Below are 18,317 nucleotides of genomic sequence, written 5' to 3' on the forward strand. Positions count from 1 at the left end.
CACCAGGGGTCCGCCGGCGTGCCCCACCCACATCGCACCACCTCTACGAAAGGAACGGGGCACCGCATGGCCGGTCTGCTCTACCGCCTCGGACGATTCTCCGCTCGGCGGCACTGGCTCGTGATCATCTCCTGGGTGGTCCTGTTGGGCATCGCGGGCGGCACCTACGCCCTCTTCGCCGGAACGATCTCCTCGTCGATCACCATCCCCGGCACGAAGACCAGCCAGGTGCAGGACGAGCTCGCGGACAAGTTCCCGAGCGCGAACGGCGGCACCGGCACGCTCGTGTTCACCACCAAGGACGGCAAGGCCTTCTCGAACACCCAGAAGACCGGGGTCGCCGACTTCCTGAAGGACATCGAGCAGCTCAAGGGCGTCAAGGGTGCGACGAGCGGGTTCGACACCCAGCAGCAGCTCGACGACCAGCGGCAGAAGCTCGTCGACGGCAAGCAGCAGATCGCGGACGGGCGGACGAAGATCGAGCAGGGTCAGGCCCAGCTCGACGCGCAGAAGCAGCAGCTCGAGGACGGCAAGACGAAGATCGCCGCCGCCCAGGCCCAGCTCGACGCGCAGAAGCAGCAGGCCGCGGCGGCCGGTGGCGCAGCAGCCTCGGGTGCCGCCGCGCAGGCGGCACAGGCGCAGCTGACCCAGGCCCAGGCGCAGATCGACGCGCAGCAGGCCCAGATCACGTCCGGCGAGCAGCAGCTCGCCGACGCGCAGAAGACGATCGACACGAACGCGCAGAAGCTCGACGACAACGAGACCGAGATCACGCAGGGCACGAAGCTGCTGGACCTGTCGAAGGACATCCGCTTCGTGTCGAAGAACGACAGCACGGTGATCGGGACCGTGCAGTTCACGAAGTCCACGTACGAGGTGCCGGCGTCCACGAAGACCGCGATCTCGGACAAGGCCGACGACGCGAAGATCGACGGCGTCGAGGTCTACGTGTCGAACGACATCGCCCAGGGCGTGCCGTCGATCCTCGGACCGGGCGAGATCGGCGGCGTGATCATCGCCGCGATCGTGCTCTTCCTGATGCTCCGCACGGTGATCGGCGCCGCGGTCCCGCTCGTCTCCGCCGTGCTCGGCGTCGGCGTCGCGTCCCTCGCAGCGCTGTCCTTCTCGAGCCTGGTCGAGTTCATCTCGGTCACGCCCGTGCTGGGGGTGATGTTGGGCCTGGCGGTCGGCATCGACTACTCGCTCTTCATCCTGAACCGCCACCGCACCCAGCTGAAGCAGGGCATGCGGGTGCACGAGTCCATCGGTCTGGCGAACGGCACCTCGGGCAACGCCGTGGTGTTCGCTGGGGCGACGGTCATCGTCGCGCTGCTCGCGCTCAACATCACCGGCATCCCGTTCCTGGGACTGATGGGCACCGTCGGTGCGGTCGCGGTGTTCTTCGCGATCTGCATCGCCACGTCCTTCACCCCGGCGCTGCTGTCGATCATCGGCATGCGGATCCTGCGCCGCAAGGAGCAGAAGAGCATCGGCAACACGGGCTCGACCCGGGTGCCGAACAAGCCGATGTCGACCTGGCGCGCGGTCATCACGCTCGTTGCGGGCATCGCGGTGCTCGGCACGATCGCCCTCCCCGCCACGCAGATGCGACTGGGCCTGCCGAGTGGCGCGTCCGAGGCCGTCGACTCCAGCCAGTACAAGGCGTACAAGGCGCTCGACAAGGAGTTCGGTGCCGGCCAGAACGGCCCGCTGCTCGTCGTGGCGACCCTGCCGAAGGCGATCGCGTCCGACGACGTCACGGCCACCGAGGTCACGATCGGCCAGGCCATCGCGAAGAACGCGGACGTCGACGCGGTCCTGCCGATCGGCGCCTCGAAGTCGCGCGAGGTCATCGCCTTCCAGGTCAAGCCGGACGGCGGCCCGGACAGCGTCTCGACCGAGAACCTGGTGAAGGACCTGCGCACGCAGGACGTCTCCGTGTCGGGCGGTTCCGCCACGCTCGGGGTCGCCGGCAACGCGTCGGCCAACATCGACGTGTCCGAGAAGCTGTCGAACGTGCTGCCGCTCTACCTGGCGGTGGTCGTCGGCCTGTCGCTGATCATCCTGATCATCGTGTTCCGGTCGTTCCTGGTGCCGATCACGGCCACGGCGGGCTTCATCCTGTCGGTGCTGGCGTCCTTCGGTGGCCTGACCGCCATCTACCAGTTCGGTTGGCTCGGCAGCGTGTTCGGGGTGCACGACCCCGCACCGATCCTGAGCTTCCTGCCCATCATCGAGATCGGCATCCTGTTCGGGCTCGCGATGGACTACCAGCTGTTCCTGGTGTCGGGCATGCGCGAGGCCTACGCCCACGGAGCCAGCGCGAAGGTGGCCGTCCAGCGCGGCCTGCACGCCGGTCGCGCGGTGGTCACGGCAGCGGCGATCATCATGATCTCGGTGTTCGCGGGCTTCATCTTCTCGGACTCGTCCACGATCAAGCCGATCGGGTTCGGGCTGGCGTTCGGTGTGCTGGTGGACGCGTTCGTCGTCCGCATGCTGCTGATCCCGGCGGCGATGCACCTGCTCGGCGAGAGCGCGTGGTGGTTCCCGAAGTGGCTGGACCGCATCGTGCCGGACGTCGACGTCGAGGGCGCCAAGCTCGAGCGGGCCCACCCGGGTGACGGACACGACCTGGCCCGCGAGTCGACCCACACGGGCACGCATGTGCTGCCGGTCGAACCGGACGCCACGACGCACGACTCGGGGCACCCGCCGGCGCACCGCGCGTAGCGCACCGCGCCCATCGCACCGCGCGGAGCGCACCGCGTCCGTCGCACCACCCTGGAGGCCCGGTGCCGGTCCCCGAGACCGGCACCGGGCCTCCCGTCCGTCGCCCACCCACGCCACGGTTCGTGCACGAACGGTACGCTGGCCGCATGGCCCAGACCGACCTCGACCCGCTCGCCCTCGACCGGCAGCTCTGCTTCGCCCTCGCCGCGACCAGCCGCAGCGTGATCGGGCTGTACCGCGACCTGCTCGAGCCGATGGGCCTGACGCACCCGCAGTACCTGGTGATGCTGGCGCTGTGGGAGCACGATCCCCGGTCCGTGCGCGAGATCGCCGGCAAGCTGCGTCTGGACTCGGCCACAATCAGCCCGCTGCTCAAGCGGTTGGAGGCTTCGGGCTACCTCCGCCGCACCCGCAGCACCACCGACGAACGACAGCTCGAGGTCAGCCTGACCACCGCCGGCCGCGCGCTCCGCGAGCGCGCCCGCGCGGTACCGGTGAAGATCGCCGAACGCCTGGGCTGGCCGCTCGCCCGACTCGAAGCCCTGAAGGACGAACTGACCGCACTCCTCGAACTCGTCGACACCGTGTGACTCGTTCGTGCAACAATGGTGAGTGCACGAACGAAAGGGAGAACCGTGGGACGCTTCGGCCGGTGGTACGAACGGTGGAACACGACGCTGATCGAGAAGATGGGCCCGTCGCAGATCGGGGCCGGGCATGCCGAGGGCGTCGACGACCGCACGGTGGACCGCGGCTGCCCGATCTGCCACAGGCCGTTGTCGCTGCACCAGGTCATCCGTCCCGAGGGCCAGGTCCGCTCGTCGACGCTCGTCTGCCCTCGCGACTGACCGATCTGCGCGCAGGCGGAATTGCACGCGGCAACAGTGCGTTCGGCCTGAGGTGAAGCTCTTCGAAACCACCTCCTTCGGCGCCCTGCAGCTGTCGAACCGCATCGTCATGGCCCCGCTCACCCGCACCCGCGCCGGCGAGCACGGCATCCCGAACGACCTGCTCGTCGAGCACTACCGCCAGCGCGCGGGCCTCGGCATGATCATCACCGAGGGCACCTGGCCCGTGCAGGAAGGCCGCTCCTACCCCGGGCAGCCCGGCATCGAGACGGACGAGCAGATCGCCGGGTGGCGCCGCGTCGCCGACGCCGTGCACGCCGAGGGCGGCACGATCGTCATGCAGCTCATGCACGGCGGCCGCGTCTCGCACCCGTCGATCTCCGACACCCCGCGCATCGTCGCCCCCTCCGCGATCGCCGCCCCCGGTCAGACGCACCTGGCCGACGGCTCGAAGGCCGACATGCCGGTCCCCCACCAGCTGACCACCGACGAGGTCGCCCAGGCCGTGCAGGGCTTCGCCCAGGCCGCCCGCAACGCGATCGCCGCCGGGCTCGACGGTGTCGAGGTCCACGGCGCCAACGGCTACCTGGTCCACGAGTTCATGTCCCCGGTGTCGAACACCCGCACCGACCAGTACGGCGGCTCCCCCGAGAACCGTGCGCGCTTCGCGATCGAGGTCACCACGGCCGTCGCCGAGGCCGTCGGAGCGGACCGCACCGGCATCCGCCTGTCGCCGGAGCACGGCATCCAGGGCGTCATCGAGGACGACGCGGCCGACGTCCGCGCGACCTACACCGCCGTCGCCGAGGGCCTCGCCCCGCTGGGTCTGGCGTTCGTCGACGTCCTGCACGCCGAGCCGACCGGTGACCTGGTGCAGCACGTCCGTCGCACCGCCCGCGCCCCGTTCATCGTGAACTCGGGCTTCTCGTCGCTGACCACCCGTGACGAGGCCATCGCACTCGTCGACGCCGACCAGGCCGACGCCGTCGCCGTGGGTCGCATGGCGATCGCGAACCCCGACCTGGCACACCGCTGGGAGCGCGACACCGAGCTGAACGAGCTGCGCCCGCAGTTCTTCTACGGCGCGACGGCCGAGGGCTACACGGACTACCCGACCCTCGCCGAGGTGCGCGCGATGGCGTAGCACCCGACCCCGGTCGGACGGGAGGCCCGTGGCGGATCCGCCACGGGCCTCCCGTCATGTCCGTGGCCGGTGCTCCGGCCGTGGCCGGGCCGCTACTGCGCGGCCGGCTCCTGCAGGCTCGGGCCGTCCTCGAGGAACACCGTCGGGTGGCCCGGCGTCGGCAGGTCGGGCTTCGTGTCGAGCTCGGCGTCCGCGGGGAGCGCACCGGTGTCGTCGCCGGTGGGCACCGGGTCGGTCGAAGGGGGCATCGCGAGGCTCCGTTCACGACGAGGGGCGTCCTGGCGCGCTGATGGTACCGCCGCCGGGCGGGCCGGCACCAGGCCGATCCGCCGAGCGCGGCTCGTGCGGCGGCTCGCGGCGACTCGTGGCGCCGAGTCTCGGCTCCGCGGACAGTCTGCGGGCCGGAACGCCCGGATGATGTCCGCCAGAGCGAGACTCGGCGCGCGCCGGGCCGGGCCGCGAACGGTGCGGACGGACACGCCCCCGGGAACGCCGAAGGCCCCGATGCGATGTGCATCGGGGCCTGCAGCGGTTCGGTGTCAGTCCGTCATCCTGAACTGACGGTACTGTGCGCTCGAAGGGACTCGAACCCCCAACCTTCTGATCCGTAGTCAGATGCTCTATCCATTGAGCTACGAGCGCATGGCTGCCGAAGCGGCCGTGGAAGACTCTACAACAGGTGCGGCCCGCAGCGCCAATCGTGCCGGGGTCGACGCCACGGACGGCGTGTCGCCCGGCTCGAGCGCGGTCAGACGGTGGCGAGCTCCTCGCCGAACACCTCGGCCAGGAACGCCTCGAGCGCCTGCCACGAGCGACGGTCGGCCGTCGCCTGGTACTGCGCACCGTTCTCGGGCGCGTCGGTCTCCGGCACGGCGAACGCGTGCATCGCACCCGCGTACGTCACGACCTGCCAGTCCAGATCGGGCACGGCGCGCATCTCGTCCTGCCAGGCCTGGACGGTCGAGTCGGGCACGACGGGGTCGACCCCGCCCGTGAGCACGAGCAACTTGGCCCGGATCGCCGCGGCATCGGACGGGTCGTGGGCGATCAGGCCGCCGTGGAACGAGACCGCCCCGACCAGGTCCGCGCCGGTACGGGCGAGCTCCAGCGCTGCGGACCCGCCGAAGCAGTACCCCATCACCACGACGCGGGAGTGGTCGACGTCGGGGTCGGCGCGCAGCCGGTCGAGCCCCGCCTGCACCCGGGCACGCATGAGCGGCAGGTCCTGGTAGTACGACCCGGCGACCTCGGCGGCGGTGTCGTCGCCCGGACGGACGCCCTCGCCGTAGACGTCGGCGCCGAAGGCCACGTACCCCAGGCGCGCGAGCATCGTCACGCGGGCCTCGACGTGCTCGTTCACCCCGTGCCAGTCGTGGATCACGAGCACGCCGGGGCGGGGCCCGGACACGGCGTGGTCCTTCGCCAGCACCCCGAGCAGCGCCGTGCCCTCGTGGTCGTAGCGGACGGGCTCGACACGGATGTCGGCTCCGGCGGGTTCGGGAACGGTCTGCAGGACGTCGTCGATCGTGGTCATGTCCCGGACGCTACGCCCGCTGCCCCGGACGGTGCCGGGACGACGGGTGGCGCGGGTGCGGAGCCGTTCAGCAGTCGATGTTGTCCCAGCCGTCGGGCCCCTCGGACCCGGCGGGGTAGTCGTCCAGGTCGACCTTGCCGGCCCGCCAGGCGGTCAGGAACGGCTCGACGACCTTCCAGCCCTGCACGGCGCTGTCGCCGCGGACCGACAGCGTCGCGTCGCCCTCGAGCACCCCGGCCAGGACCTCGCCGTAGGCGCTGAGCCGACCGGGGTTGAACGTGGTCTCGAGCACGGTGTGGTCGATCGTGTACGGGTCGCCCGGGCCGTTGACGTTGAGCTCGAGGTCCATCTTGTCGGGCGCGATCCAGATCCGCAGCCGGTCGGGGCGCTGCACGCCGGTCAGCCCGTCGGGCACGTGCGGGGAGTCCTTGAAGGTCACGACGATCTCGCGGCGCTGGGCACCGAGGGCCTTGCCGGACCGCAGCGTGAACGGCACGCCCGCCCAGCGCCAGTTCGCGATCTCCAGCCGGATCTGCGCGAGGGTCTCGGTGCCGATCGACGGGTCGACCCCGTCCTCGTCGACGTAGGACGGCATCGAGCGGTCACCCACGGTGCCGGCCGTGTACCGCGCGCGACGACCCGCGGTGAGCGGGTCGCCGCCCCACGGCCGGACGGCGCGCAGCACGAGTTCCTTCTGCGTGCGCAGGTCGTCGGCGTCGATCGACGCGGGTGCCTCCATCGCGACGACCGCCATCACCTGCAGCAGGTGGCTCTGGATCATGTCGACCAGGGCACCGGCCTTGTCGTAGTAGCGTGCGCGACCCTCGAGCCCCAGGGTCTCGTCGTAGACGATGTCGACGCGCTCGACGTGGGTGGACGACAGCAGCGGCTCGATGATGCGGTTCGCGAAGCGCAGCCCGAGCAGGTTCAGCACCGTCGAGCGGCCCAGGAAGTGGTCGACGCGGTGGATGCGCTCCTCGGGCAGGAACGAGTGCAGCAGGTCGTTGAGGTGTTCGGCGCTGGCGGCATCGGTGCCGAAGGGCTTCTCGAGCGCCAGACGGATGCCGGCGGGCAGGTCGAGGTCGGCCAGGACGGCGCAGCTCTTCTCGGTGACGGCGGGCGGCAGGGCGAAGTACACGGCCGGGTCGTGGTGGCAGTCGGCGAGCAGGGTCTTCAGGTCGTCGGCACTGGTGACGTCCGCCTTGCGGTAGCTCGAGGCGTCGACGACGTCCTGCAGGCGCTTCGACAGCGGCTTCGACCCCGAGGCGCCCTCGTCCTCCTCGTTCTTCGACGCCTGTGCGTTCTCGAACGCGTCGTGCACCAGCTGCTTCCAGTCGTCGGCCGCGATGTCCTCGACCCCGGCCCCGACGAGCTGCACGTCCCAGTCCTCCTTCACCTCCAGCAGCGTCGCGAGGCCCGGCAGCAGCAGGCGCTTGGACAGGTCGCCACTGGCACCGAGGATGAGGAGGGTGGTCTGGAGGCTCGACATGTCCCAGACCGTACCCACCGGTTCCGGTGCACGGACGGGTGGTTCCAATACTGTGGGCACCGTGACGGCGCACCGCGGGCGTCGGGACGCGAGGGAGCACCATGGCGACTGAGGACACCGGACGACGACTGCGTGTGGTCGTCGTCGGCACGGGCATGATCGCGGCGGTGCACGTGCGCGCCGCGAAGGCCGCCGGGGCTGAGGTGCTCGGGGTCCTCGGCCGGAACGCCGATCGCTCCGCGCAGGTCGCCGCCCAGCTCGACGTGCCCCGCGGGTACGCCGACCTGGACCAGGTGATCGCCGACGCACCCGACGTGGTGCACGTCTGCACACCGAACGACCAGCACCACCCCCAGGCCCTCGCCGTCATCCGCGCCGGCATCAACGTCGTGTGCGAGAAGCCGCTCGCGGTGTCGAGCGCGCAGGCCGCCGAGCTCGAGCGGGCCGCGGCGGACGCCGGCGTCGTCGCGACGGTGCCGTTCGTCTACCGCTTCCACCCGATGGTGCGCGAGGTCCGGTCGCGGATCACCGACGGCGACCTGGGCCGGGTGCTCGCGGTGCACGGCCACTACCTGCAGGACTGGATGCTCGACGAGGACTCGTCCTCGTGGCGGGTCGACGCCGGCGCCGGCGGGCTGTCCCGCGCGTTCGCCGACATCGGTTCGCACTGGTGCGACCTGGCCGAGTTCGTCACCGGCGAGCGCTTCGCGAGCGTCAGCGCCACCACGGACATCGTCTACCCGACCCGGCCGGCCGCCTCCGGCCCGTCGTTCTCGGGCTCGCCCGACCCGGACCCGATCGCCGACGCCGGCACCCGCGACGAGGTCACGACCGAGGACACCGCCGTCGCCACGTTCCGCACCGAGACCGGCCGGATCGGCAACGTCGTCGTCTCGCAGGTCGCCGCCGGACGGAAGAACCGGCTGTGGTTCGAGGTCGACGGCACACGCGGTTCGGCCGCCTTCGACCAGGAGCAGCCCGAGTCGGCCTGGTTCGGCAACGAGACCGGCGCCCAGATCGTGGTGCGGGACCCGTCGCAGGGCTCCCCCGACCAGCGGCGTCTGGCGACCGTGCCGGCCGGGCACCCGCAGGGCTACCTCGACGCGTTCGCCGCCTTCGTCGCGGACACCTACACCGCCGTCCGCACCGGGGTGGTCCCCGACGGTCTGCCGACCTTCGCCGACGGCGCCCGGTCAGCGCGCATCATCGACGCCGTCGTGGCGAGCGCGCGCTCGCGCGCGTGGGAGGACGTCGGCTGAGCCGACGGGTCGGACTGGAGGCCCGGCTGCCGTGACCGACGTCGGTCACGGCAGCCGGGCCTCCAGTCCGGTCATGTGAACAGCGCGTGACGTTCGCCGGGACCCCCTGGCGGGTTGTCTGTGGATCCTCGTAGGTTCGTTGCCGATGAACACGAAACCGACCTCCCGACGACGCGGCATCGCCGCCGGCGCCGCCCTGGCCACCGCTGGTGTCCTCGTCGCCCTGTCCCTGCCCACTGCCGCCGTCGCAGCCGACGGTGACACGACGATCGACATCTACGACGTCAACGACTTCCACGGACGCATCGCGCAGTCCCTGAGCAGCCCGACCCCGCGCGCCGGTGACGCCGCCGGTGCCGCGGTGCTCGCCGGGGCACTCGACGAGCTGCGCGGGACCGACCGCTCGACGTCGGCGTTCGTCAGCGCCGGGGACAACATCGGCGCCTCGACCTTCGAGTCCTTCGTGCAGCAGGACCAGCCGACGATCGACGTGCTCAACCAGATGGACCTGTCCGTCAGCGCGATCGGCAACCACGAGCTCGACGGTGGCCGCGCCGACCTGCAGGACCGCGTGATCGGGCCCGAGGGGGCGCGCAACGCGAAGTGGGACTACGTCTCCGCCAACATCATCGACCGGGCGACCGGCGAGCCCGCGTTCCAGCCGTACTCGATCCAGCAGATCAGCGGCAAGCGCATCGGGTTCATCGGCGCGACCGTCGACCTGACCGGGCTCGTCAGCCCAGCTGGCATCTCCACCCTGCAGATGGCCGACATCACCTCGTCGGTGAATGCGGTCGCCGACGAGCTCACCGACGGCAACGAGGCCAACGGCGAAGCTGACGCACTCGTGCTCCTGGTCCACGACGGCGCGGACACCGCGGCAGCGAGCGACCTCGACAACGGGTCGGCGTTCGCGAAGGCGGTGCACGGGGTCACCCCGAAGGTGTCCGCGATCCTGTCCGGACACACGCACCAGACCTACGTGCACAACGTCGTTCCCGACGGTGGCACGGTCCCCCGCCCGGTGATCCAGACCGGGTCGTACGGGCTTCAACCTGGGTCACCTGCGCATGACGGTCGCGGCCGACGGGTCCGTCGCCGCGACGGCCGAGAACCTCAGCCTGGTCGACGGCACGTACGCCCCGGACGCTGCCGTCGCCGCGACCGTGACGAGCGCCGTCGCCGCCGCCGAGGTCCGTGGGGCCGAGGTCATCGGGAAGACCGACGTCGACATGCGCCGCGCGGTGCAGACCGACGGCAGCGAGAACCGCGGGGGCGAGTCCACGCTCGGCAACTTCGTCGCCGAGGTCCAGCGCAGCGCCACCCAGGACCGTCAGGGCGCCCAGATCGCGTTCATGAACCCGGGCGGTCTGCGTGCCGACCTGGCCGGCGGCGACGTGACCTACAAGGAAGCGGCCGTCGTCCAGCCGTTCGCGAACACCCTGGTCGTGCTCGACCTGACCGGGGCGCAGGTCGAGCAGGCGCTCGAGCAGCAGTGGCAGCCCGCCGCCGCCAGCCGGCCGTTCCTGAAGCTCGGCTTGTCGAAGGGCTTCTCGTACGCCTACGACCCGACCGCCGCGGCCGGGTCGCGCATCACCTCGATGACGCTCGACGGCGCCCCGATCGACCCCGCGACGACGTACAAGGTCACGGTGAACTCGTTCCTGGCGTCGGGTGGCGACAACTTCACCGCGTTCGCCGGTGCCGCGGCCAAGCAGGACAGCGGCACGGTCGACCTCGAGGCGCAGGTGCAGTACTTCCGGACGAACCCCAGTGTCACCGTGGCCGACGACCAGCGTTCGGTGGGCGTCCAGATCACCCCGACGCCCGAGGGCGGTTTCCAGCCGGGCGACCCGATCGCCATGGAGCTGTCGTCGCTGGTCTTCAGCAGCGCGGCCGACCAGCCGACCACGGTGTCCGTCAGCGCTGGTGACCAGGTGCTCGCCACGGCGGACATCGACCCGACGGTCGTCGACACCACGGACGAGCAGGGCCGGGCATCGCTCCGGTTCACCGTGCCGACCGGCACCGACGCTCCGGCAGCCCGTGCGGCGGAGACCACGTTCGCCGCGCTGGCCGCCACCACGGACGCACCCCTGGTCGTGACCGTCGGTTCGACGCGCATCGTGCTCCCCGTGACGGTGCCCCTCGCTGCGGCCGTCGACCCGGGCACCGACCCGACCGACCCGGGCGACCCGGGCGACCCGGGTACCGACCCGGGCACGGGCCCCGTCGCCGGTGGCGGTGCTGATGCGGGCAGCGGCGGCGTCGTCGGTGCCGGCACGGGTGGCACCGCCGTGCGCGGCTCGGGCGACCTGGCCTACACGGGCACTGAGCTCGCCGCCCCGGCCCTGGTCGCCGGGCTGCTGCTGCTCGCCGGCATCACGGCGATGGTCGTCGCACGACGGCGGCGCACACGAATCTGACCGCACGTCGCCGGACGCCCCCGTCCACTCGCGACACCGTGGGAGGCCACGATGTCCGGGTGCGGCGGGGGCGTCCTGCGTCCGGGTGGGTTCGGCCGTCCGCTCCGGGCGTATCCGGTCCGCACCGATCCCTGTCGTTCTCCGGGTCCGACGGGTAATCTCGGCCCTGTCGCCCCCGCGACGCGCCACGCTGGGTCGCCTCTCTTCGCGAGCGGTGGTTCCGTTTCGCGTGACTCCGTGGCGCGGGTGTCCTCCGTCTCCAGGGAAACGACGGAGGGCACCCATCCCGAGGGCTCAGCCGCGCGCCTCCGCGCCGCGCGTCGCCGCCCGCTGTTCAACGCTCGCTGTTCGCCGCTCGCCACTCGCGGTGACCGGTCACGACACCCCGCGCACCACCCGCCGACCGGTCACCATCCGTCGCCTGCGGCAACGCCAACCGACAACCCACGACCACTCGGCGAACGCGAGCGGGGAGTCGTGACCAGCCAGACGGGGCGACGGCGACAGCGGCGACGACCACCGGACTGGAGGCGGTGCGAACGAACCGAACCGCGCCTCCCGTCCCGCCCGCGACCGGTCACGACACCCCGCGCGCCACCCGCCGACCGGTCACCATCCGTCGCCTGCGGCAACGCCAACCGACGACCCACGACCACTCGGCGAACGCGAGCGGGGAGTCGTGACCAGCCATACGGGGCGACGGCGCCCGCGGCTACCGGAAGAGCTGCTCGCCGATGTACGAACCTGCGCGGGGCGCCGGCGGCACCGCGAACACCGCGGACCCGATGTGCGCGATGTACTCGTTCAGCCGGTCGACCGCGCCGAGGCGCCGCTGGATCCGGGTGAAGTGGTCCGGGTCGGTCATGTACGCCGCGAAGAACAGCCCCGCGTCGAGCTGCCCGTACTGGTTCAGCCCGTCGGTGTAGTTGTAGCCGCGCCGCAGGATCTTCACCCCGCCGTTGTTCTCGTGCGCTGCCAGGGCCACGTGCGAGCGGGCGTCGATGGCGGTGTCGCCGTCCGACGCCGCCCCGGACCCCATCGCCGCGCGAGCGTGGAAGTCCGGCGTCGTGTGCTCCGTCCCGCCGGACAGCGGCGCACCCTCGACCTTGGTCCGGCCGAACACCCGCTGCTGGTCGCTCACGACGTCGGCGTCCCAGATCTCGATGTTCATCTGGATCTTCCGCACGACCTGGTAGGTCCCGCCGGCCATCCACCCGGCGGAGTCGTCGAGCCACACGAAGCGGTCGTACTCGTCGTCGGTGGTGATGTTGCGGGTGCCGTCCTTGAAGCCCATCAGGTTGCGCGGGGTCGTCTGCGACGGCCCGGCCGAGGCACGCCCGAACCCGAGCACGGTCCAGCGCACGGTCGCGGTGCCGCGCGCGATCCGGGCCAGGTCGCGCACGGCGTGGTACGCCACCTGCGGGTCGTCCGCGCACGCCTGCAGGGACAGGTCCCCGCCGGTCAGGCCGTCCTGCAGCCGGTCGCTCGGCAGTGCGGGGATGTCCTGCAACTGCGCCGGTCGGTGCGCGGCCAGCCCGAACCGGTCGTCGAACACCCCAGGGCCGAGTCCGACCGTGACGGTGAGCGACGCCGGGCCGAGGTCGAGCGCCTCGCCGGTGTCCGCGCCGACGCCGTTGCCGTGCGCCGGCTCGACGGACCCGACGGTCTTGCCGGCCTGCAGCTGTGCGATCGAGGCCGACCAGCGCGCGAGCAGCACCTGCAGGTCGGTCGTGGCCGAGGTCGACAGGTCGAACGTCATGAACACGCAGTAGCGCTGCGGGTCGGTGCGGATGCCGCCCTGGGGCTGGCGGGCAGCGGTGGCGTAGAAGGGGTGGCTCAGCGACAGGTCGATCGACTCGTCGCCGTTCGACGCCGCGCTGAACGGGTTGACGCCCGTGGCCGCGGTCGCACCCGCGACGCCCGCGACCGCGCCGACGCCGGCCCCGGCTGCCGCGAGGCCGGCGCCGAGCAGTCCCCGCCGCGAGAACTCGCTCACGCGGTGGCGACCTTCTCGGCCAGGCGGGACAGCGGGTCCTGCAGTGCCTGCACGCGCTGCGAGATCGCGTTCGCGTGCTCGGACTTGGTGGCGTCGGTCCAGCTGTCGAAGCCGCCCAGGTCGCTGGCGTTCCGGAAGCCGTCCATCATCGTGTTCGTCTGGTCGAACTGGGTGCTGATCTGCTTGGTCAGGGTCGGGTCGAGCTTGGTGAGCCCCGGCTTCAGGTACGCGAAGGCCTGGCGGGCGCCCTCGACGTTCGCGGCGAGGTCGACCAGGTCGATGTGGCTGTAGGCCTCTTCCTCGCCGGAGATCTTGTTCGACTGCACCTCTTCGAGCAGGCCGGCGGCGCCGTTCGCCAGGTCCTCGGGCTGGTAGTCGAGCGTCGGGACGAGCTTCGCGAGCAGCTGCACGTTCGTGGCCAGCTCGGACGCGGTCTTCTTCGTGTCGTCCGTGATCGCACCGTTGGCGAACAGGTCGCGCTCGACGGCGTGGAAGCCACTCCACCCGACGGCGGGGTCGAGGTTCGACGCGCGCATGTCGATCAGGTAGTCGAGGTTGCCGGCGTTGTCGGTGGCCTTGTAGCCCTTCTTGACGAAGCCGTCGACGTCGCTCTCGACGTGCTCGTAGTACGGACGGGCGTCGGCGTAGTCCTTCTTGGCCGCGTCCAGGTTGCCCGCCGCCACGTCCTTCTGCAACTGCTCGACCGCGGTGACCATGTCGGTGACCTGGCCGTCGACGTACGTCGCGTAGCCCTTCGCCCCCTGCTTCAGGAGCGAGGCCGCGCTGCTGTTCGCGGTCGAGGCGACCTTGCCGGTGACCGTGAAGTCGGTCATCTCGGTGTCGGCTCCGGGGCAGTACACCTGGTACTTCCCGCCGCCCAGCGTGCTGGTGAACGAGACCGCGGCCAGGCCGGGTGCCAGGTTCTCCTTCTCGCCGAAGATCCGCTGGTCCTGCAGCAGCTCGACCTCGGTGATCGCGGTCGAGGACTCGTTCTCCACCGTGAAGGTGACCGGGCCGGCGGGGACCTTGGTGGTCGACACGGCGCACTTGTCCGAGCCGTCGTTCGTCAGGGTGATCGACACGCGCGACACCTTGCCCGAGGTCGAGGCGTCGTCCGTCGCCGAGGACGGGTTCGCGGCACAGCCGGTCAGGGCCAGCGCGGTCACGACGCCGAGTGCGCCCAGGATGGTGAGGGGTCGGACGGTTCGCTCAACGAACGGCATGGGCGGTGCTCCTTGTCGGGTCCCCGGCGGGTGGTCCGCGGGCGGGGACGGGTACGGGGTCGTGGTGCGCGGGTGCCGTCAGACGACGACGGTCACGCAGGGCGAGGGCGAGCTGGGCCGCTGCGGCGATGCCCAGGGCGATCGGCAGCCAGGCGCTCCAGAGCGCGAGTTCGGCGGAACGCGTGGCGGCGGCGGCGACGGCCGTGGCCGTGCGCTGCACGCGCGCGTCCGGCACCGCGAAGGCGGTGCGGGCGATCGACGTGGTGCGTGCGGACGGGAGGCCTCCACCACGCAGCGTCAGCACCGAGCGTTGGGTGCTGGTCGCGTCCAGGACACCGCCACCGGCGGTCCACAGGGTGGTCGTCGTCGAGACCGACCAGCCGGCCCGGAACGGGCCGGGGTTCGTCGAGGGTGAGATACCGACGGGCACGCGGCCGAAGATCCCGACCAGGTCGTCGAGCGTCAGCGAGGCGGGCTGGCCGCCGGCACCGTCGTCGGTGGTCGTGCGCCACCGGTCGGCGGTGATCCCGGCGCGGGTGACGGTGCGGTGGGTCGATGCCGGGAAGTCGACCCGGGCCTCCCGGCCGTTGCCGCGGGTGCGCAGGACCGCAGCCTGCCCGTGGACCTCGGCCGACACCGAGGTCTGGTCCCCGGTGGCCGGCACGGTCGACGGCACGTGCACGCCGCCGGTCGGGACGGCGAGCGCCAGCACGGCTGCGGCGACGGCGAGGACGGCTGCGACGCTCCCCCGGACCACGGGCACCCGGGCGGGGGCCGGTCGCCAGGCGCGCGGCCACAGCGAGATGGCCAGGACGGGGACGACGTACAGGACCCAGCCGAGGACCTCGATCACGCGGGGGTCCGGTGGGATGCCGAGCACGCCGGTGACCAGGGCGCCTTGCACGGATCCGTTCGGGGCGAGCCAGCTCAGGTCGACGGTGCGCTGCTGGCCGATGACGATCCAGCCGGCCTCGTGCGCACGGCGCAGGACGGTCAGCACCAGCCCGCCGGCGACGAAGACCAGGAAGACGCCCGTGCCGGTGAAGAACTTCGCCAGGTTCATCCGGACGCCACCGGTGTAGATGCCGTAGCCGACGGCGACCGCTCCGGCGATGCCGACGACGGCGCCGAGCGCTGCCAGTCCGGTGTCGGTGGACGCCTGGAAGGTGGCGAGCAGGAAGACCGAGGTCTCGAAGCCCTCCTTGAGGACGGCGAGGAAGGCCATGCCCGCCAGTGCCCAGGCGGTGCCGCGGCCGAGCGCCTCGGTCGCACTCGCCTCGAGCTCCTTCGTCAGGTGCCGCGCGTGCGTGCGCATCCAGACGATCATCCCGGTGACGAAGACGACGGCGACGATGCCGATGACCGCCTCCATCCCCTCTTGCTGAGCCTGGGGCAGCGCCTGCTCGACGGCCTGCAGTCCGAAGCCGACGGCGATGCTCAGTGCGACGGCGATGCCGACTCCGAGCCACATCGGCGCCAGGGGCACGCGGTTGCGACGCAGGAACGCGGCGATGATGCCGACGATGAGCGTGGCTTCGAGGCCTTCGCGGAGGCCGATGACGAGGGTGGCAAGCATGACGTAGGCAAGGCTAGCCTTACTTCCGGCTTCCCGTCGACCCGGTCGGCGTGGGGTTTGATGGTTCTCATGAACCTGCTCTCGGCGGACGGACTCGCCGCCGTCACGAACGTGCTCGACCTGGCCGGGGTGTTCGCGTCCGCGCTGCTGGGCGGCGCCGTGGCCCGGTCGATGGGACTGGACCTGTTCGGGTTCGTGGTCGTCGGGTTCGTCTCCGGCCTGGGCGGCGGCATGCTCCGCGACGTCCTGCTGCAGAACGGGCCGCCCGTCGCCCTGACCGACCCGCTGTACGTGCCGGTCGCCGTCGCCGGAGCGCTGGTCGCGTTCTTCGTGTCGTTCTCCGAACGCGGCTGGGACCGCCTGTTCACGTTCCTCGACGCCGCCGTCATCGGGTTCTGGGCAGTGGTCGGCGTGCAGCGCACCGTCGACGCCGGGCTCGAGTGGCCGGCCGCGATCATCATGGGCACCATCACGGCCGTCGGCGGTGGGGTCGGCCGCGACCTGCTGCTGCGCCGCGTGCCGGCCGTGTTCGGCGGCAACGCGCTGTACGCCTCGGTCGCGGTCGCCGCCTCGACGGTGATGGTCATCGCCTCGGCGCTCGGGTCCCCCACGATCGGCATCGTCGCCGCGGTCGTGCTGTCCCTGGTGCTGCGCTGGGGTGCTGTGCGCTGGGGGTGGGGCCTGCCGAACGGGCGCGACTGGCAGCCGCAGTCGACCCTGGCATCGCTGCTGCGCCGGGGCCGCGGGCTGCGGCCCGATGCCGTGCGGCTGCTGCGCCGAGGTCGCGGACCGCGGCCCGATGCCGTGCGGCTGCTCCGCCGACCCGGGCGTCGACGCGGACCGGGCAGCGTGCACACCGACGACGACCACTGACGCGCCCGGGCGGTGTCCCGATCGCGTCGCGGACCTTCCACGCGCCCGGCCCGACGCCTATCATCGAGACCGCCGGGTATCGAGATGCCCGGCGCACCTCATCCCGACGTCGCCCTTCGTGCACGGCGTGTTGCGAGCACCAGGGCCCGGGACGACACCGACGCGACCCGAATGCGGCGGTACCGGCCGGAACGACACGGGGTGTGCAGCCACTGGGGGCTCCACCGCACCGCGCGTGGTCAGACGCGCGGCGCGGCAGGTTCCCGGTGGCGCACCGCAACCACCAGGATGACGGGGCACCCCCATCACCACGCCTGTCCCACGGCTCGGCCACCGTGTCAGGGACACCCATCTGAAGCAGGACCAGATGCGCGACGCCGACTCCCCGGACGACACCCCGCCGACCGGGCCCACCTCGACCGGGCCCACCTCGACCGGCCCGACCTCGACCAGGACGCCGCGGGCCGAGGTCCGGGAACGTCTGCTCGCTGCCGGTGCCGCGACCTTCGCCGAGCTCGGCGTGCACGAGGCTCGACTGGACGACGTGGCCGCCCGGGCCGGCTTCAGCAAGGGCGCCGTCTACTCGAACTTCTCGTCGAAGGAGGACCTGGTCGCGCAGGTCATGCAGCGTGCGACCAACCTGGTGCTCGGCGCACTCGACGACCTGGTCGACCCCGACGTCACCGCGACCGACATCGGTGACGTCGTGCGCACGGCCTTCGGTCGGCACGACCAGCGCGAACAGTTCGCGCTGCTGTCCGAGTTCCGCGGCTACGCGACGCGCCACCCGGAGTTCATGCCCGAGTTCGTCCGGCAGCGCCGCGTGCTGCAGGACGGCGTCGAACGACTCGTCAGCCTGTGGTTCGGCGCGCATCCCGAGGTGGACCCCGGGATGCCGCTCGACGTCCTCTCGCAGGCGCTGATCGCGACGAACGTCGGCCTGGTGTTCGACACCCCCGCGCTCGACGCGGTCGATCCCGGCGAGGTCGTGGCAGCCCTCGTCGAAGCCGTCATCCGCCGGCGCTGACGCTGCCGCGAACCGCGCACGGTGCTGCGTGCGCGAACCGCGCACGGCGCTCCGTGCGAGGTTGACCGCCCCGTGCAGGCGATCAGCCTCGCACCGAGCCACCACGTGCGCACGGGGACGCAACCTCGCACCGTGCTCACCACGACAGCACGCCGCCGACCTCGCACCGTGCGCACCGCGGACCGCGGACCG

General features: G+C 71.7%; 15 protein-coding genes and 1 tRNA gene. 8 read left to right on the forward strand and 8 right to left on the reverse strand.

From position 1 onward, the window contains the following. The first annotated feature begins 66 nt into the window (after nt 1-66). The 4 genes from MT346_RS08410 to MT346_RS08425 all read left to right on the forward strand — a co-directional run bounded on the left by MT346_RS08410 (nt 67) and on the right by MT346_RS08425 (nt 4,722). On the forward strand, nt 67-2,730 hold the full coding sequence (locus tag MT346_RS08410) for an MMPL family transporter (protein WP_243562460.1): 2,664 nt from the start codon (nt 67-69) through the stop codon (nt 2,728-2,730). Between the two features lie 146 nt (nt 2,731-2,876). Beyond that, a complete protein-coding gene (locus tag MT346_RS08415; RefSeq protein ID WP_243562461.1) occupies nt 2,877-3,320 on the forward strand; it encodes a MarR family winged helix-turn-helix transcriptional regulator in 444 nt (147 codons plus the stop codon). 45 nt (nt 3,321-3,365) lie between these two features. Continuing rightward, nucleotides 3,366-3,578 carry a hypothetical protein gene (locus tag MT346_RS08420; RefSeq protein ID WP_243562463.1) on the forward strand — a complete coding sequence of 71 codons (213 nt, stop codon included), beginning with the start codon at nt 3,366-3,368 and terminating at the stop codon, nt 3,576-3,578. Nucleotides 3,579-3,630: 52 nt separating this feature from the next. Continuing rightward, on the forward strand, nt 3,631-4,722 hold the full coding sequence (locus MT346_RS08425) for an alkene reductase (RefSeq protein ID WP_243562464.1): 1,092 nt from the start codon (nt 3,631-3,633) through the stop codon (nt 4,720-4,722). 92 nt (nt 4,723-4,814) lie between these two features. Here MT346_RS08425 and MT346_RS08430 read toward each other — a convergent pair whose 3' ends face one another. The 4 genes from MT346_RS08430 to MT346_RS08445 form a co-directional block, all read right to left on the reverse strand. Then, nucleotides 4,815-4,970, reverse strand: coding sequence for a hypothetical protein (locus MT346_RS08430; RefSeq protein WP_243562465.1), 156 nt, complete (start codon nt 4,968-4,970; stop codon nt 4,815-4,817). A 321-nt stretch (nt 4,971-5,291) separates the two neighbouring features. Beyond that, nucleotides 5,292-5,364: transfer RNA gene (locus tag MT346_RS08435), tRNA-Arg, on the reverse strand. Between the two features lie 106 nt (nt 5,365-5,470). Next, the gene (locus MT346_RS08440) at nt 5,471-6,256 is read right to left on the reverse strand and encodes a dienelactone hydrolase family protein (RefSeq protein WP_243562467.1); all 786 of its coding nucleotides are present in this window, start codon (nt 6,254-6,256) and stop codon (nt 5,471-5,473) included. Between the two features lie 67 nt (nt 6,257-6,323). Further along, nucleotides 6,324-7,745, reverse strand: coding sequence for a glucose-6-phosphate dehydrogenase (locus tag MT346_RS08445; RefSeq protein WP_243562468.1), 1,422 nt, complete (start codon nt 7,743-7,745; stop codon nt 6,324-6,326). 101 nt (nt 7,746-7,846) lie between these two features. Here MT346_RS08445 and MT346_RS08450 point away from each other — a divergent pair, with 101 nt between their 5' ends. Beyond that, on the forward strand, nt 7,847-9,004 hold the full coding sequence (locus tag MT346_RS08450) for a Gfo/Idh/MocA family protein (RefSeq protein WP_243562469.1): 1,158 nt from the start codon (nt 7,847-7,849) through the stop codon (nt 9,002-9,004). A 276-nt stretch (nt 9,005-9,280) separates the two neighbouring features. On the opposite strand, the gene MT346_RS08455 is transcribed toward MT346_RS08450, so the two are convergent. Continuing rightward, nucleotides 9,281-9,502 (reverse strand): hypothetical protein, encoded by a 222-nt coding sequence (locus MT346_RS08455; RefSeq protein WP_243562471.1) that lies wholly within the window; start codon nt 9,500-9,502, stop codon nt 9,281-9,283. A gap of 572 nt (nt 9,503-10,074) precedes the next feature. On the opposite strand from MT346_RS08455, the gene MT346_RS08460 reads away from it, so the two are divergent. Next, nucleotides 10,075-11,430: a 5'-nucleotidase C-terminal domain-containing protein gene (locus MT346_RS08460; protein ID WP_243562472.1), complete on the forward strand. Its 1,356-nt coding sequence runs from the start codon at nt 10,075-10,077 to the stop codon at nt 11,428-11,430. Nucleotides 11,431-12,142: 712 nt separating this feature from the next. Here the strand turns inward: MT346_RS08460 and MT346_RS08465 are convergent. From MT346_RS08465 to efeU, 3 genes are read right to left on the reverse strand one after another with little or no spacing between them, the layout of a single operon-like run. Then, a complete protein-coding gene (locus MT346_RS08465; protein ID WP_243562475.1) occupies nt 12,143-13,426 on the reverse strand; it encodes a Dyp-type peroxidase in 1,284 nt (427 codons plus the stop codon). Next, a complete protein-coding gene (efeO, locus tag MT346_RS08470) occupies nt 13,423-14,649 on the reverse strand; it encodes an iron uptake system protein EfeO (protein ID WP_243562476.1) in 1,227 nt (408 codons plus the stop codon). The genes MT346_RS08465 and efeO overlap by 4 nt, the downstream gene beginning before the upstream one ends. Beyond that, the gene (gene efeU, locus MT346_RS08475) at nt 14,636-16,225 is read right to left on the reverse strand and encodes an iron uptake transporter permease EfeU (RefSeq protein WP_243562478.1); all 1,590 of its coding nucleotides are present in this window, start codon (nt 16,223-16,225) and stop codon (nt 14,636-14,638) included. The genes efeO and efeU overlap by 14 nt, the downstream gene beginning before the upstream one ends. A 69-nt stretch (nt 16,226-16,294) precedes the next feature. On the opposite strand from efeU, the gene MT346_RS08480 reads away from it, so the two are divergent. Both MT346_RS08480 and MT346_RS08485 read left to right on the forward strand, forming a co-directional pair. Continuing rightward, nucleotides 16,295-17,098 (forward strand): trimeric intracellular cation channel family protein, encoded by an 804-nt coding sequence (locus tag MT346_RS08480; protein WP_243562480.1) that lies wholly within the window; start codon nt 16,295-16,297, stop codon nt 17,096-17,098. Nucleotides 17,099-17,465: 367 nt separating this feature from the next. Then, nucleotides 17,466-18,125: a TetR/AcrR family transcriptional regulator gene (locus MT346_RS08485; RefSeq protein ID WP_243562483.1), complete on the forward strand. Its 660-nt coding sequence runs from the start codon at nt 17,466-17,468 to the stop codon at nt 18,123-18,125. The last annotated feature ends 192 nt before the right edge of the window (nt 18,126-18,317 follow it).

It is taken from the genome of Curtobacterium sp. VKM Ac-2922 (assembly GCF_022815645.1).
GTDB lineage: Bacteria > Actinomycetota > Actinomycetes > Actinomycetales > Microbacteriaceae > Curtobacterium.

Coding starts and splice junctions, on each gene's coding strand:
- MT346_RS08430 (WP_243562465.1), bottom strand. CDS start 4,970: ATGCCCCCTTCGACCGACCCGGTGCCCACCGGCGACGACACCGGTGCG.
- MT346_RS08460 (WP_243562472.1), top strand. CDS start 10,075: ATGACGGTCGCGGCCGACGGGTCCGTCGCCGCGACGGCCGAGAACCTC.
- MT346_RS08480 (WP_243562480.1), top strand. CDS start 16,295: ATGAACCTGCTCTCGGCGGACGGACTCGCCGCCGTCACGAACGTGCTC.
- MT346_RS08410 (WP_243562460.1), top strand. CDS start 67: ATGGCCGGTCTGCTCTACCGCCTCGGACGATTCTCCGCTCGGCGGCAC.
- MT346_RS08485 (WP_243562483.1), top strand. CDS start 17,466: ATGCGCGACGCCGACTCCCCGGACGACACCCCGCCGACCGGGCCCACC.
- efeU (WP_243562478.1), bottom strand. CDS start 16,225: ATGCTTGCCACCCTCGTCATCGGCCTCCGCGAAGGCCTCGAAGCCACG.
- MT346_RS08445 (WP_243562468.1), bottom strand. CDS start 7,745: ATGTCGAGCCTCCAGACCACCCTCCTCATCCTCGGTGCCAGTGGCGAC.
- MT346_RS08415 (WP_243562461.1), top strand. CDS start 2,877: ATGGCCCAGACCGACCTCGACCCGCTCGCCCTCGACCGGCAGCTCTGC.
- MT346_RS08440 (WP_243562467.1), bottom strand. CDS start 6,256: ATGACCACGATCGACGACGTCCTGCAGACCGTTCCCGAACCCGCCGGA.
- efeO (WP_243562476.1), bottom strand. CDS start 14,649: ATGCCGTTCGTTGAGCGAACCGTCCGACCCCTCACCATCCTGGGCGCA.
- MT346_RS08450 (WP_243562469.1), top strand. CDS start 7,847: ATGGCGACTGAGGACACCGGACGACGACTGCGTGTGGTCGTCGTCGGC.